Genomic DNA, 14,610 nt, shown 5'->3' with positions numbered 1-14,610 from the left:
TCCGATAAAAATATGAGGTACGGTTTTTAGTACGCTATGTTATTTCGGGTGGAAAAGGCGAGAAATATGACTGATGTAATCAGTCTTTGATTGACCTATAATATATTACAGCGAAGTAGTTTAAAGAATTCTGCGTGCTTGATAAAAAGCCTTTAGCCAATAATTTTCGTTAAGCCAAGAAGTCATCACACCTTTACTACTGGTTGCATGAATAAACTGAATATCGTTATCGGCAATGTCAACAATGAGTCCGACATGATTGATGGAATTTCTACGGTTGCCTGTTTTGAAAAAAAGTAAATCACCTTTGTTAACATTTTTCAAAGTGATTTTTTCTCCACGTTTTGCCATATCTCGTGACACTCGCGGTAAAACAACATCATAGGCTCTAAACGATTCGTAAATTAAGCCCGAACAATCCATGCCGTCTTTTGTGGTGCCGCCCCATTTATAGCGCACGCCCTTAAAATCTTCAGCATAATCAATAATATTATCGGCTTTCGAACTAGATACTTTTTTAGAAGGTGTATTTGCTGCTGTTCTTGGGATTGCTTTTTTTTCTTCGGAATAAGTAACGGCTTGTTTTACCTGGTAATCTTTCGATCGTTTGGTAATTATTTGTGAAGATGAGTTCGTTTTTCGTTTCGAACGTTTTGAAGATTTACAACTACTGAAACTAATGATGAGGATAAGTATAAGAACAATTTTTTTCATCTAAAAATTTAATCGTGAATGGATTTATAAATTAATTTTGCCGTCTTTTCGCTGGCGCCTTTTCCGCCTAAAGCTTTTTCTAATTCGTAATAGTCTAAAAATAGTTTTTTACGATGCTCTTCGTTTAAAATGTATTCTAATTCTTTTTTAAGGCGTTTTTTATTGAAATCATTTTGAATAAGTTCTGTAACTACCTCGCGATCCATAACCAAATTCACTAAAGAAATATATTTTAAAGTAATGATGCGTTTTGCTATTTGGTACGAAATATTGCTGCCTTTATAGCAAACCACTTGAGGTACTTTAAATAAAGCGGTTTCTAAAGTAGCGGTACCAGATGTTACCAAAGCGGCTGTGGAAAGACTTAATAAATCGTAAGTTTTATTGTCTATAAATTTTACGTTGGTGGCCTTAATAAAGGTTTGGTAAAAACTATATTCTTGACTTGGTGCGCCTGCAATTACAAACTGATACTCCTTAAAATCGTCCACCAAACTAAGCATCACCGATAGCATTTTCGTTATTTCCTGTTTACGACTTCCTGGTAGTAAGGCGATAATAGGTTTGTCGTTCAGTTGTTCTGCTGCTCTAAATTGAGCTTCGCTAACTTGTTTACGGTTTGCAATAGCGTCAATAAGCGGGTGCCCAACAAAATGGACTTTATAATCGTGTTTTTTATAAAACTCTTCAACAAAAGGCAAGATGACATACATGGCATCTACATCGCGTTTTATTTTTTCTACTCGACTTGCTCGCGAGGCCCAAACTTGTGGCGAGATATAATAGTGTGTTTTAAAATTAGCGGCTTTTGCCCATTTGGCTATACGTAAATTAAAGCCTGAATTATCAATAAAAATAACCACATCTGGATGGAACTCTTGAATATCTTCTTTGCAAAACGTAATGAATTTAGATATTTTTCTAAGGTTCAAGATTACTTCTAGAAAGCCCATAAAGGCACGTTCTTTATAGTGCGTTACCAATGTGCCACCAACTGACTGCATTAAATCGCCACCCCAAAACCTAATATCGGCTTGAGCGTCCTCTTTCAGTAGCGCTTTCATGAGGTTCGAACCGTGTAAATCGCCCGATGCTTCGCCTGCTATAATGTAGTACTTCATGAGTTGTGAGTTTTAAATGCTTTATTTTATAGGTTAAAACATTTTAAATGCAAAAGTGAAAACGGCAATAAATACGGTAATTAATAATACGCCTCTAGCACGATAATCTTGTTTCTTTTTAATGAAAATAAAAAATGTGATGAGGTTTAAAATAGCTCCTAAACTAATGAGCTTTCCAAGAAATCCTTCTTCCGAAGCCGCTTTAATTACGGTGCTAAAATCATCCCCATTTCCTATTAATGTAGCTGTTAAAATTAAGCCAATCGCGTTTGCAATTAGTCCAATAAACATGCCTATAAATATGTTTTTTTTCATCTATTTTAAATTCCAAGTATTTAATTCTGCAATAAATTGGTGTGCTGTTAAATCGAATTGCACAGGTACTACCGATATATAGTTGTTTTCTAAAGCCCATTCATCAGTGTCTTCTCCGCCATCTAAATTTACGAATTTTCCCGAAAGCCAATAATAATCTTTGCCTTGTGGGTTTTTGCGTTTATCGAAAGATTCTACCCAATTGGACTTCGCTTGGCGGCAAATTCGTATGCCTTTTATGGTTTCAGACTTAACATTAGGGATGTTTACATTTAAAACAATGCCTTTTGGCAATCCCGATTTTAATACATTTTTAGCAATGGTTTTGATGTGCTTTTTTGAAGCTTCAAAATTTGCATCCCAACTGTAATCTAATAATGAAAACCCAATGGCCGGAATACCTTCAATCCCCGCTTCAATAGCCGCACTCATGGTGCCAGAATAAATTACGTTGATAGCCGAATTCGAACCGTGGTTTATGCCCGAAACACATAAATCTGGTGTTCTAGGTAATAGCTCGCGAATGGCAATTTTTACACAATCGGCAGGTGTGCCAGAACAGCTAAATTCCTGTTGTGGTCCGCTGTTTATGTTTACATTTTGTGCATAAAGCATGGCGTCTAAAGTTATGGCGTGGCCCATACCGCTTTGTGGGCTGTCGGGTGCCACCACAAAAACATCGCCAATGGTGGTCATAACTTCAATTAAAGTTCGAATTCCTGGAGCTGTAATGCCGTCATCATTCGTTACCAGTATAAGTGGTTTGTCTGTCATGGGTATCATTAAATAACAGTGCTAAAATACATAATTTCCCTTGTATAGCCCTTATTTCTTCTGTTTAACAAAAAATTATCACCTAAACGGATTATTGGCATAGTTTTTTCTCTATTTTAGTGGAATGATATAAAGTTCCGAGGGAATTTTTAAAAATAGAAGATGAAGAATATTATGAAAAAGAATTTTAAAGTGCTGTCTTTGTTGTTGGTGTTAGCCTTTGCATCGTGCAGTTTTACTTCGAAAGGATATGATAACCCTGATAAAGATAAAAGATTAATTGAACTTATTACTATGGTTATCGAGCGCGGACATTTTGATCCTATTGCGTTTGATGATGAGTTTTCAAAAGAACTATTTTCTGATTATTTAGAAATTGTAGATCCGGTAAAACGTTATTTTTATGCTTCGGATTTTAAAGATTTTCAAAAATTTGAAACTAGCTTAGATGATCAGTTAAAATCTGTTGATATTTCATTTTTCAACTTAGTAAACGAGAGAGTTTTAAAACGTATTGTTGAAGTTAAAGAGATATATCGTGATATTTTAGCAAAACCTTTCGATTATACTGTTGATGAAGATTTTGATACCGATTATGAGCAATCTCAGTATCCAAAGAATAAAAAAGAAATGAAAGAACGTTGGAGAAAACAGTTGAAGTTTTCTACGTTAACTAATTTTGATGATATATATGAAACTGAAAAACGTGCCAAGGAAAAAGATCCGGAGTATGTTATGAAAACGGAAGAAGAAATTGAAAAGGAAGCTCGCGAGGCTACTTTGAAATCTATAGATATTTACTTTAATGATAATGTTGACGATTTAGAACGTGATGATTGGTTTGCTGTTTATGTTAACACTATTGTAGAAGAGTTTGATCCGCATACATATTATTTAGCACCTCGAGGAAAAGAAAGTTTCGATCAACGCATGTCTGGAAAACTAGAAGGGATTGGAGCGAGATTGCAAAAACGAATGGATTACATTAAAATCGTTGAGCTAATTTCTGGTGGTCCGGCTTGGAGAAGCAAACTGCTAGAAGTTGAAGATGTTATTTTGAAAGTAAAACAAGAAGATGAAGAAGTTGCTGTAGATATTGTTGGTATGCGAATTAACGATGCCATAAAATATATAAAAGGTCCAAAAGGAACTAAAGTAACCTTAACCATAAAGCGTGTTGATGGTACCATAAAGGATGTTGTAATTACAAGAGATATTGTGGAGTTGGAAGAGACTTATGCAAAATCTTCGGTAGTAGAAAAAGACGGTAGCCGTTTTGGTATTATTGATTTGCCTGCATTTTATGCCGATTTTCAGGATTATAAAAATATTAATGCAGCCAAAGATGTAAAAGATGAAATACTTCGTCTGAAAAAAGAAGGGGTAGAAGGTATTGTGCTCGATTTACGTAATAATGGCGGAGGATCACTGCCAACTGTGGTAGATATGGCAGGGCTTTTTATCGAAGATGGACCGGTGGTACAAGTGCGCTCTACCGGGCAAGCTAAGGAGGTTTTAACCGATACCGATAAATCTATTGTTTGGGACGGACCTTTAGTGGTTTTAGTAAACGAAATTTCAGCATCTGCTTCCGAAATTATGGCAGCGGCAATGCAAGATTATAAACGTGCTGTTATTATAGGTAGTAAACAAACTTATGGAAAAGGGACGGTTCAAAATGTAATTAATTTGAATAGCTTGCTTAGAAATAATACAGGAGACGATTTAGGAGCCTTAGCACTTACTACCAAAAAATATTATAGAATCAACGGAGGTTCGGTGCAGTTAGAAGGCGTTAAAAGTGACGTGCAAGTTCCAGGTCGATTTAGTTATATTGATGTAGGTGAAAAAGACAAAGACAACCCATTGCCTTACGATGAAATTGATGCAGCAAATTATAAGCCTTGGGCAGACTATTTTGATTATAATGCAATAATAGCAAAAAGTAAAGCGCGTATGGAAAATAACGAGCAGCTAAAACTTATTGACGAAAACGCGAAGTGGGTAAAGAGTAAAATTGATAACACGATATTTTCTTTAAATTTCAAGAAATATAAATCGGAATTAGATACTAATGAAGAGGAGGCGAAGCGTTTTGATGCCATTTCTGATTATAAAACGAACTTAACTTTTAGTTCTACCAGTTATGAGAAAGCGCTTTTCGCGAAAGACACCACTGATTTAGAAGAAAAACGTACACGTTGGCACGAAAATTTAAGTCAAGATGTTTATGTTGAAGAAGCTTTAAATGTATTGGAAGATTTAAATGGTTTTCTTATAGGTAAAGTAGCTGCGGTTAATAGAGTAAAAAAATAGGACATTATAATATATGAGTTCAAAATCTAGCTCACTAAAACAACTAGCACTCCAAAAGTTTAAAAAGAACTTTTGGGGTGTTTTTAGTTTGGGTTTTATTGGTTTTGTTGGGGTTGTATCGGTTTTTGCATATGTGTTTGCGCCTGATAATTCACAATATGCTAATCAAATGCATTTGGCAATTCATTCCAAAAAGCCAGGTTATATGGTAACCATGCTTACCATTCCTTCTAAAATAACCGTGGAACAAAATGGTTTTGATAAAATATTTTTTGGAAAGAAAAATACTGATACTGAAATTCCTGTTTCTGAATATCAGATTAATAAAAACACATTAGATTATACTGAATATGCTTCCGATGGCTTGGAAGGTGTTAAAAAAACAATAGCGTTAAGTCAGTTTACAAACAGTGATGCTTCTGCTTTTATATCAGAAAAAACATTTCTTTTTGGAACCGATAAATATGGACGTGATTTGTTAAGTCGTGTGTTAGTGGGGGCAAGAATCTCCTTTTTTATTGGTTTCGTTGCTGTTTTTATATCCTTAGTTATCGGTATTTTTATGGGGAGTATCGCAGGTTATTTTGGGGGCAAAGTAGACGCCATTATCATGTGGATTATAAATGTCACTTGGTCCATACCAACGCTATTATTGGTCATCGCCATAACTTTGGCTCTCGGAAAAGGCTTTTGGCAAGTGTTTATCGCTGTAGGTTTAACCATGTGGGTAGAAGTGGCTAGAGTGGTGCGCGGACAAATAATTAGCACTAAAGAAATGCAATATGTTACAGCTGCGAGAGCTTTAGGTTTTAACGATTTCAGAATAATTACAAAACATATATTACCTAATATTATGGCGCCGGTTATCGTGATTTCCGCCGCAAACTTCGCTGCAGCAATTTTGATAGAAAGCGGATTAAGTTTTTTGGGTATTGGTGCGCAACCGCCTATGGCAAGTTGGGGTGCCATGATTAAAGATCATTATAACTATATTATACTAGGGAAACCTTATTTGGCGTTAATTCCAGGACTTTGTATCATGAGTCTCGTTATGGCGTTTATGCTTATTGGCAATGCGCTTCGCGATGCTTTAGATGTAAAAGGGTAGTATGTTTGGGGATTTTATTGCTGAAAATATTAAATGAAAAGGAATTAACTTCCAGGTTCCATATTCTCATTTAACTCAGCGATATAGCCTAGAACTTCATCTTTTCCAATATCTTTAGACGATGATGTTATAAAGTAATTAGGCATCTCTTCCCAGGTTTCTAGTAAAATAGCCTTGTAGGCATCCACATGGTTTTGAATTGCTTTAGGTCTCAGTTTATCTGCTTTAGTAAAGATGATAGAAAACGGAACGCCATTTTCTCCAAGCCATTTCATGAAATCTGAATCAACAGGTTGTGGTGTATGGCGAATATCAACCAATACAAAAGCGGTTACAAGTTGTTCTCTTAGTCCGAAATATTGCGTAATAAATTTCTGAAATACTTTCTTAGAACTTTTAGAAACACGGGCATAACCATAACCTGGTAAATCTACTAAATGCCAGTTTTTATTAATTAGGAAATGATTAATAAGTTGGGTTTTTCCTGGACGTCCAGATGTTTTTGCTAAGCTTTTTCGGCTTGTTAACATGTTTATTAACGACGATTTTCCAACGTTACTTCGGCCAATAAACGCGTATTCTGGTAATCTGCTTTTTGGGCATTTTTCAACATCAGAATTGCTCATTACGAACTCGGCAGATTTAATATGCATCTATTTTTGGTGTTTTTTTTAGTTGGAATGTTTTAAGATAAAGACTTTAAAATTGTCTTTTTTGTAACCATGCATCCATAATGGTGTTGAATTCTTGTGGGTGTTCCATCATAGCGGCGTGCCCACATTTATCAATCCAAAATAATTCAGAATCTGGAAGAAGTTCGTTGAATTCTTCAGCAACCTCCGGAGGCGTTACGTTGTCATTTTTACCCCAAATAATACAAGTTGGATTAGGCATGTTGGGTAAATCTTTAGCCATATTATGTCTAATAGCACTTTTTGCAATTGCTAAAGTTTTTATTAGTTTATTACGGTTGTTTACGGTTTCGTAAACTTCGTCTACAATATCTTTTGTAGCAACAGCCGGATCGTAAAATACATCTTGTGCTTTCTTTTTAATCACTTCGTAATCGCTACGTTTTGGGTATCCGCCACCCATAGCGCTTTCGTATAGTCCAGAGCTTCCTGTAATTATCAAAGCTTTCACTGTATCTGGGAACATTTTTGTGTGGTATAAACCAATATGTCCACCAAGTGAATTTCCTAATAAAATAACTTCATCATAACCTTTAAAAATTATGAATTCATGTAAATATTTGGCAAAACTTTTTACGTTAGTTTTAAGCAGCGACATGCTATATATCGGGAGTTCAGGAATAAGAACTTTATATCCTTTTTGGCTAAAAAAATCAGTTACGGCATCAAAATTACTCAATCCGCCCATTAATCCGTGTAGAACAATTATTGGTGTTCCTTCTCCGGCTTCAATATAGCTGTAGTTTCCTTCCTTTTTTAAACGGTGCGTCATTAATCAATTAGTCATTGCATGAGAAACAAATATAGTTATTTCATTGGTATTTCAAAGGTTTTAATTGTTTCTCAAAAAGAATAATTATTAATAAGGGAATTATTCTTTTTTATTTATGATTTTTCCTACGATTTTTCAATGCGAAATCAAGCCTTTGTGTCTTGTTTTTCATTCATCAAAACGAAGCTAACCTACGTTTCGTCAAAAACTTGTTAACAAAGTGGGGTAAAGTGGTAAAATGTGGTAAAATTTTCAATATATTTGAATCTTAAACGTTTAAAACATAACGAGATACTATTGAGCTTAATAACAGGAACATACGATTGTAAAGTTGATGCCAAAGGCAGACTTATGATGCCTGCTGCGATAAAAAAGCAGCTTACATCAGTGCTGGACGATGGTTTTGTTTTGCGAAGATCGGTGTTTCAGAAATGTTTAGAGCTGTATCCCATGAGTGAATGGCAAGCGTTAATGCAGAAAATGAATAAGCTGAATAAGTTTAAAAAAAAGAACAACGATTTTATTCGAAGGTTTACTGCAGGAGCAAAAATTGTTGAAGTTGATGTGAATGGCAGGTTGCTAGTGCCTAAAGATTTAACTGTTTTTGCTAATATTTCGAAAAATATTGTGGTGGCTTCGGCTATTAATATTATTGAAATTTGGGATAAAGATTTATATGAACAAGCCATTGATGACGCGGCAATTGATTTTGCAGATTTAGCCGAGGAAGTTATGGGGCAAGATGATGAAGACTATGGAATATCATAATCCAGTATTGTTAAAAGAAACGGTCGATGGTTTAAATATTAAACCAGACGGCGTGTATGTGGATGTTACTTTTGGAGGTGGCGGACACAGCAAAGAAATATTAAAGCGTTTAGGTGAAAACGGGAAGTTATTCGCTTTTGATCAAGATTTAGACGCGCTTGAAAATGCAATAGACGATTCGAGATTTACATTGATAAATGAGAATTTTAGATTTATAAAACGGTTTTTGCGTTTTCATGGAGTGAAAAAAGTAGATGGTGTTTTGGCAGATTTCGGTGTGTCGTCTCATCAATTTGATGTTGCCGAGCGTGGTTTTTCTACGCGTTTTGAAGCGGATTTAGATATGCGCATGAATCAGGAGAAAGAATTGTCTGCTTTTCATGTGGTAAATCATTACGAAGAAGAGCAGTTGAAAGATGTGTTTTTACAATATGGTGAATTGCGCGCTGCACCTGCAATGGCAAAGCTTATTGTAGAACACCGAGAGACGGAGCAGATTGTTACTAGTGAACAATTAAAAGCAGTTTTGAAAAAGTTTTTGCCACCGAGACATGAAAATAAAGTGTTGGCGCAAATTTATCAGGCGATTAGAATTGAAGTGAATCAGGAAATTGAAGCTTTAAAAGAATTTTTAGAGCAAACTCCAGAGATTTTAAATGAAAATGGGAGGTTGAGTTTTATCTCGTACCATTCTTTGGAAGATCGTTTAGTGAAGCGCTTCATTAGAAATGGTTTGTTTGAAGGCGAGCCAGAGCGAGATATGTTCGGAAATTTTGAAGTGCCTCTTAAAAAAGTAGGTGGTTTAATTGTACCGTCGAAAGAAGAAATAAAAATAAATAACCGTGCAAGAAGCGCCAAGTTGCGTATTGCAGAAAAAAAATAAAGCAAAATCAGCTTTTAAATAAGGTGATGCTTATCGTGCATTGGGAGTTAAAAATAACATATACGACATATTAAAAGGAACTTTTTTAGTCAGCGACGATTCGTTTAAAAATTGGCGCATGATTTTGTTTGTTTCCGCATTAGCGATAGTGATGATAGCGAGTTCGCATAGTGCTGATAAAAAAGTGTACGAGATTTCTAAATTGAATAATGAAGTTAAAGAAATGCGTTCGGCATTTGTGGATGGGCGTTCAAAACTGCAACGATTAAAAATGGAATCCACCGTATTGAGTAAAATGAAAGAAAAAGGATTGGCAACATCAACAACGCCAGCAAAAAAGATAAAAGTTAAATCGCAAAACTAAAGTGAACTTTGGCAATTAACGAAAAAGGCATATTAAACAGATTGTATTTTATAGCAGGCATCATGTTCGTGTTTGGCTTTGCTGTGCTGTTTAAATTGTTTAGTATTCAATATTTGCAAGGTGATAAATACAGGGCGTTAGTTGAAACTCGAGATGTGCAAAATATTACCATTCCTGCCAATCGTGGTAATGTGTATTCCGATAATGGTGGGTTGTTAGCAACGTCTATTCCGAAGTATAATATTGCAATTGATGCTGTAGTATCGCCAACAAAAAAGTTTGAACAATTTATAAAACCTTTATCAGATTCCCTTTCAAAATATTCTGGAAAATCTTCAGCTTATTATGAGAAGTCTATTAGAAAAGCGCGTGTTAATAAAAATCAATATTTACTATTAGCAAAAAATATTAATTACACCGATTATGTGCGGTTTAGGAATTTTCCGCTTTTAGAGCTTGGTGCTATTCCGGGCGGACTTATAGTGAGTCAGAAAACTAAACGTGAATTTCCAATGGGTGCCATTGCACAACGTTCTATTGGTTACGAGCGTTTTGATGATGAGGGTAATGTAACGCGCGCAGGGATTGATGGTGCTTTTGGTGTAAAATATTTAAGAGGCACCGATGGTAAGCGTTTAAAACAAAAAATAGGAAAAAATAAATGGAAGCCACTTACCGATTATAATCAGGTGGAGCCAAAAGACGGGTATGATGTTTATACTACTATTGATGTAAATATTCAAGATATCGCTCATCATTCATTATTAGGACAGTTGGAGTATTACGAGGCTGAGCACGGTTGTGTGGTGGTTATGGATGTGAAAACAGGTGAAATTAAAGCCATTTCAAACTTAGCAAAAACTAAAAGTGGTGAGTATTACGAAAAACGAAATTATGCTGTTTGGGAGTCTCACGAACCTGGTTCAACATTCAAAGTTATGGCGGTTATGGCGGCTTTGGAAGATAAAGTGGTAGATACCGCAACAGTTGTAGATACTAAAAAAGGTTCGAAACGTTTTTACGGACGTACCATTTACGATTCGCATCATGGTGGTTTTGGGAAAATTTCAGTAGCAAGAGCTTTGGAGGTGTCTTCAAATATTGCTTTGGCCACTATTATTGACGAAAATTATTCTAAAAAACCCGAGAAATTTATTGATCATATTAAGGATTGGGGTTTAGATAAGCCCCTTGGTGTTTCAATTAAAGGTGAAGGCGATCCTGATATTCCGGAACCAGGCGATAAAAAGTGGAGTAGAAATGCCTTGCCATCTATGGCTTACGGGTATAATTTAAGCTTAACGCCGTTGCAAACGCTTACTTTTTATAATGCTATTGCGAATAATGGTGAAATGGTGAAGCCTAGATTTATTAAAGCGGTTAAGGAGTTTGATGAGGAAATTGAGGTTTTTGAGAAGGAAGTTATTAATAAAAAGATTTGTTCGGATAAAACTTTAGGAGAAATCAAAGAGATTTTGAAAAACATTGTGGTAAGAGGAACGGCGAGTAAGTTGTATTCTCCAAATTTTTCCATGGCAGGAAAAACAGGGACAGCGCAAACAGAATATTGGATGAAAGATTGGAAGACTAACAAAAGATATATTTCATCTTTTGCGGGGTATTTTCCAGCTGAAAACCCAAAGTATTCGTGTATTGTAATAATCCATAAGCCAAGTACGAAAAAAGGGTATTACGGAGCCGATGTTACGGGACCTGTTTTTAAACGTATAGCTCAAAAAATATTTACTGATACGCCTTTAATTGATGAAGTAAAATCTTTAGATGTGAAAGTCGCTTCTGTCGAAAAGGAATACAATCAGTTTTACGAAACCACAAAAACATATAAAACCATTATGCCAAACGTAGTAGGGTTACCTGCAATGGATGCTTTGGCTTTATTGGAAAATATGGATGTGAAAGTTAAGGTGAAACTTAATGGGAACGGAGTTGTAAAAGAGCAATCAGTAAACAAAAGTACTAAGTTGAAAAATAATCAAACAGTTACGTTAAAAGCATCATGATGGCATTAAAAGACATATTATATAAGGTTTCCTTGAATGCTGTTGTTGGTAGTACGAGTATTGATGTGAGTAACATCGATTTCGATTCTAGAAACATCAGTGCTGGCGACGTTTTTGTGGCTATTCGTGGTTCTGTTGTCGATGGGCATAAGTATATCGATGTCGCTGTTGAAAACGGTGCAACGGCTGTAGTTTGTGAAGTTATTCCTGAAGAAAAAGTAGCTGGTGTAACATATGTTGAGGTTGAAGATTCTAGTAAAGCTTTGGCTTTTATGGCTTCTAATTTTTACGGAGTGCCATCGGAAAACTTGAAACTTGTTGGTGTTACTGGAACGAATGGAAAAACCACAATAGCAAGTTTGTTGTTTCAGCTGTTTAAAAACGCAGGTTTTAAAGTGGGCTTGTTGTCTACGGTTAAAATTATGGTTGATAATACGGAATTTAAGGCGACGCATACCACGCCCGATTCTTTGACTATAAATAAGTATTTACAAAAAATGAACGATGCCGGTGTTGAGTTTTGCTTTATGGAAGTAAGTTCACATGGTATTCATCAAAATAGAACAGAAGGTTTGCGTTTCGAGGGCGGAATTTTCACGAATTTAAGCCATGATCATCTCGATTATCATAGCACATTCGCGGAATATCGTGATGTTAAAAAACGATTTTTCGATGGTTTGCCTAAAACGGCATTCGCATTGGTAAATGCTGATGATAAAAATGGAGCAATTATGCTTCAGAATACAAAAGCTAAAAAACAGACGTATGCTCTAAAAAGCTATGCAGATTATAATGCGCAAATTCTGGAAAACAGATTTAGTGGGTTGTTGCTTAAAGTGAATGGGAGTGACGTTTGGACACGATTAATCGGGGATTTTAACGCTTATAATGTTTTGGCAATTTACGCTACAGCGGAATTGTTAGGGTTAGAAAAAGTGGAAATATTGCGTTTAGTGAGTGATTTGGAAAGTGTAAGCGGGCGTTTTCAGTATTTAATTTCTGATGAAAAAATAACGGCCATTGTCGATTATGCGCATACGCCTGATGCATTGAAAAATGTGTTAGAAACCATAAATAGTATTCGTACTAAAAATGAAGAATTGATTACCGTTGTAGGTTGTGGAGGTGATAGAGATAAAACGAAACGACCAAAAATGGGGCATATTGCTACGGCTCTAAGTACAAAGGTGATTTTTACGAGTGATAATCCGCGAAGCGAAGAGCCTGAAGCTATTTTAAATGATATAGAAAAAGGAGTGGAGCCTCAAAACTTCAAAAAAGCCTTAACTATTTCAGATAGGAAACAGGCTATTAAAGCGGCTTGCCAAATGGCGCAACCTAATGATATTATTTTAATCGCAGGAAAAGGGCACGAGGATTATCAGGAAATTAAAGGCGAACGTTTTCATTTTGATGATTTTGAAACCGTACAAGAGTTATTAAAGCAATTACAGAAGTAATTATAATAGAAAAAGAATGCTGTATTACCTATTTGAATATTTAGAAAAACAGTTCCAGTTTCCTGGAGCATCACTCTTTGGGTTTTTAACCTTTAGAGCAGCATTGGCTATGATTTTTGCTTTGTTGTTTTCAACCATTTATGGGAAAAAAATAATCAACTTTTTGGCTAAAAAGCAAATGGGTGAAACTATTCGTGATTTAGGTTTAGATGGACAAAAAGAAAAAGCAGGTACGCCAACGATGGGCGGAATCATTATCATTCTAGCAACTTTAATTCCGGTGGTTTTATTGGCTAAACTTTCCAATATTTACATCATTTTATTAATTATTACCACCATTTGGATGGGGGTTATTGGTTTTATAGACGATTATTTAAAGAAGTTTAAAAATGATAAAGAAGGTTTAAAAGGGCGTTTTAAAATTTTAGGGCAAGTTGGTTTAGGGATTATAGTGGGCAGTACATTGTTTTTTCATCAAGATGTTACCATGAAGGAAAAATTGCCAATAGAAGAACAACGTGCATTATTGGTAGAAAACCCAGATATAGCGCCATCGAAGTTATTCGCGGCCGAAACGAAATCGACTAAAACAACTATTCCTTTTGTGAAAGGAAATGAAATTGAATACGCCAAGTTAATCACATGGATTAGTCCGGATTTAGAAAAATATGCTTGGATAATTTTTATCCTAGTAACTATTTTTATAATTGCAGCCGTTTCTAACGGGGCTAATTTAACAGATGGAATCGATGGTCTTGCAGCAGGAACGTCAGCCATTATTGTGCTTACATTAGGGATTTTTGCTTGGGTTTCTGGTAATATTATTTTTTCTGAATATCTCAATATTATGTATATCCCTCGGGTTGAAGAAATCACAATTTATATAGCGGCCTTTGTTGGAGCGTTAATTGGTTTTCTTTGGTATAATACCTATCCGGCTCAAGTTTTTATGGGAGATACGGGGAGTTTAACAATCGGTGGAATTATCGCTGTTATAGCTATTGCAGTGCGTAAAGAGTGGTTAATACCAGTGCTTTGCGGGATCTTTTTAGCTGAAAACTTATCGGTAGTTATGCAGGTAAGTTGGTTTAAGTACACGAAGAAAAAATATGGTGAAGGCCGACGTATTTTCAAAATGTCGCCCTTACATCATCATTATCAAAAATCAGGATATCACGAAAGTAAAATTGTTACCAGGTTTTGGATTGTTGGCATTTTGTTAGCGATACTTTCAATAGTAACATTAAAAATAAGATAACATGTTGTTGTGTTTATGAGAGTAAATATTGCAAATAATTAAAA

The 14,610-nt window shown here is 35.4% G+C and carries 14 protein-coding genes; 8 read left to right on the top strand and 6 right to left on the bottom strand.

Annotation, left to right across the window (positions count from 1 at the left end):
* Nucleotides 1–120 precede the first annotated feature (120 nt).
* From QWY92_RS11555 to surE, 4 genes are read right to left on the bottom strand one after another with little or no spacing between them, the layout of a single operon-like run.
* Complete coding sequence (locus QWY92_RS11555; RefSeq protein ID WP_290271394.1) at nt 121–714, bottom strand: C40 family peptidase; 594 nt, start codon at nt 712–714, stop codon at nt 121–123.
* 8 nt (nt 715–722) lie between these two features.
* Nucleotides 723–1,835 carry a lipid-A-disaccharide synthase gene (gene lpxB / locus QWY92_RS11550; RefSeq protein WP_290271392.1) on the bottom strand — a complete coding sequence of 371 codons (1,113 nt, stop codon included), beginning with the start codon at nt 1,833–1,835 and terminating at the stop codon, nt 723–725.
* Nucleotides 1,836–1,868: 33 nt separating this feature from the next.
* Nucleotides 1,869–2,150 carry a hypothetical protein gene (locus QWY92_RS11545; RefSeq protein WP_290271390.1) on the bottom strand — a complete coding sequence of 94 codons (282 nt, stop codon included), beginning with the start codon at nt 2,148–2,150 and terminating at the stop codon, nt 1,869–1,871.
* A complete protein-coding gene (gene surE, locus QWY92_RS11540) occupies nt 2,151–2,924 on the bottom strand; it encodes a 5'/3'-nucleotidase SurE (protein ID WP_290271388.1) in 774 nt (257 codons plus the stop codon).
* Between the two features lie 174 nt (nt 2,925–3,098).
* On the opposite strand from surE, the gene QWY92_RS11535 reads away from it, so the two are divergent.
* A complete protein-coding gene (locus QWY92_RS11535) occupies nt 3,099–5,240 on the top strand; it encodes a carboxy terminal-processing peptidase (RefSeq protein ID WP_290271618.1) in 2,142 nt (713 codons plus the stop codon).
* A 13-nt stretch (nt 5,241–5,253) separates the two neighbouring features.
* On the top strand, nt 5,254–6,348 hold the full coding sequence (locus tag QWY92_RS11530; protein ID WP_290271386.1) for an ABC transporter permease: 1,095 nt from the start codon (nt 5,254–5,256) through the stop codon (nt 6,346–6,348).
* A gap of 44 nt (nt 6,349–6,392) precedes the next feature.
* Here the strand turns inward: QWY92_RS11530 and yihA are convergent, their stop codons facing one another.
* Both yihA and QWY92_RS11520 read right to left on the bottom strand, forming a co-directional pair.
* Nucleotides 6,393–7,001, bottom strand: coding sequence for a ribosome biogenesis GTP-binding protein YihA/YsxC (gene yihA, locus QWY92_RS11525; protein WP_290271384.1), 609 nt, complete (start codon nt 6,999–7,001; stop codon nt 6,393–6,395).
* A gap of 46 nt (nt 7,002–7,047) precedes the next feature.
* Nucleotides 7,048–7,812: an alpha/beta fold hydrolase gene (locus QWY92_RS11520; RefSeq protein WP_290271381.1), complete on the bottom strand. Its 765-nt coding sequence runs from the start codon at nt 7,810–7,812 to the stop codon at nt 7,048–7,050.
* Between the two features lie 297 nt (nt 7,813–8,109).
* Here QWY92_RS11520 and mraZ point away from each other — a divergent pair, with 297 nt between their 5' ends.
* The 6 genes from mraZ to mraY all read left to right on the top strand — a co-directional run bounded on the left by mraZ (nt 8,110) and on the right by mraY (nt 14,566).
* Entirely contained in the window at nt 8,110–8,580 is a 471-nt protein-coding gene (gene mraZ / locus QWY92_RS11515) for a division/cell wall cluster transcriptional repressor MraZ (protein WP_290271379.1), read from the top strand.
* Nucleotides 8,555–9,463: a 16S rRNA (cytosine(1402)-N(4))-methyltransferase RsmH gene (gene rsmH / locus QWY92_RS11510; RefSeq protein ID WP_290271378.1), complete on the top strand. Its 909-nt coding sequence runs from the start codon at nt 8,555–8,557 to the stop codon at nt 9,461–9,463. Before mraZ ends, rsmH begins: the two co-directional genes overlap by 26 nt.
* A 40-nt stretch (nt 9,464–9,503) precedes the next feature.
* Nucleotides 9,504–9,827, top strand: coding sequence for an FtsL-like putative cell division protein (locus QWY92_RS11505; RefSeq protein WP_290271376.1), 324 nt, complete (start codon nt 9,504–9,506; stop codon nt 9,825–9,827).
* Between the two features lie 62 nt (nt 9,828–9,889).
* Nucleotides 9,890–11,848, top strand: coding sequence for a penicillin-binding protein (locus tag QWY92_RS11500; protein WP_290271616.1), 1,959 nt, complete (start codon nt 9,890–9,892; stop codon nt 11,846–11,848).
* Nucleotides 11,845–13,308 carry a UDP-N-acetylmuramoyl-L-alanyl-D-glutamate--2,6-diaminopimelate ligase gene (locus QWY92_RS11495; RefSeq protein WP_290271374.1) on the top strand — a complete coding sequence of 488 codons (1,464 nt, stop codon included), beginning with the start codon at nt 11,845–11,847 and terminating at the stop codon, nt 13,306–13,308. Before QWY92_RS11500 ends, QWY92_RS11495 begins: the two co-directional genes overlap by 4 nt.
* Nucleotides 13,309–13,324: 16 nt before the next feature.
* Entirely contained in the window at nt 13,325–14,566 is a 1,242-nt protein-coding gene (gene mraY / locus QWY92_RS11490) for a phospho-N-acetylmuramoyl-pentapeptide-transferase (protein WP_290271372.1), read from the top strand.
* The last annotated feature ends 44 nt before the right edge of the window (nt 14,567–14,610 follow it).

This window comes from Algibacter miyuki (assembly GCF_030409805.1).
In the GTDB taxonomy this organism is placed as follows: Bacteria; Bacteroidota; Bacteroidia; order Flavobacteriales; family Flavobacteriaceae; genus Algibacter; species Algibacter miyuki.
This window is presented reverse-complemented; position numbering and strand designations above follow the sequence as displayed.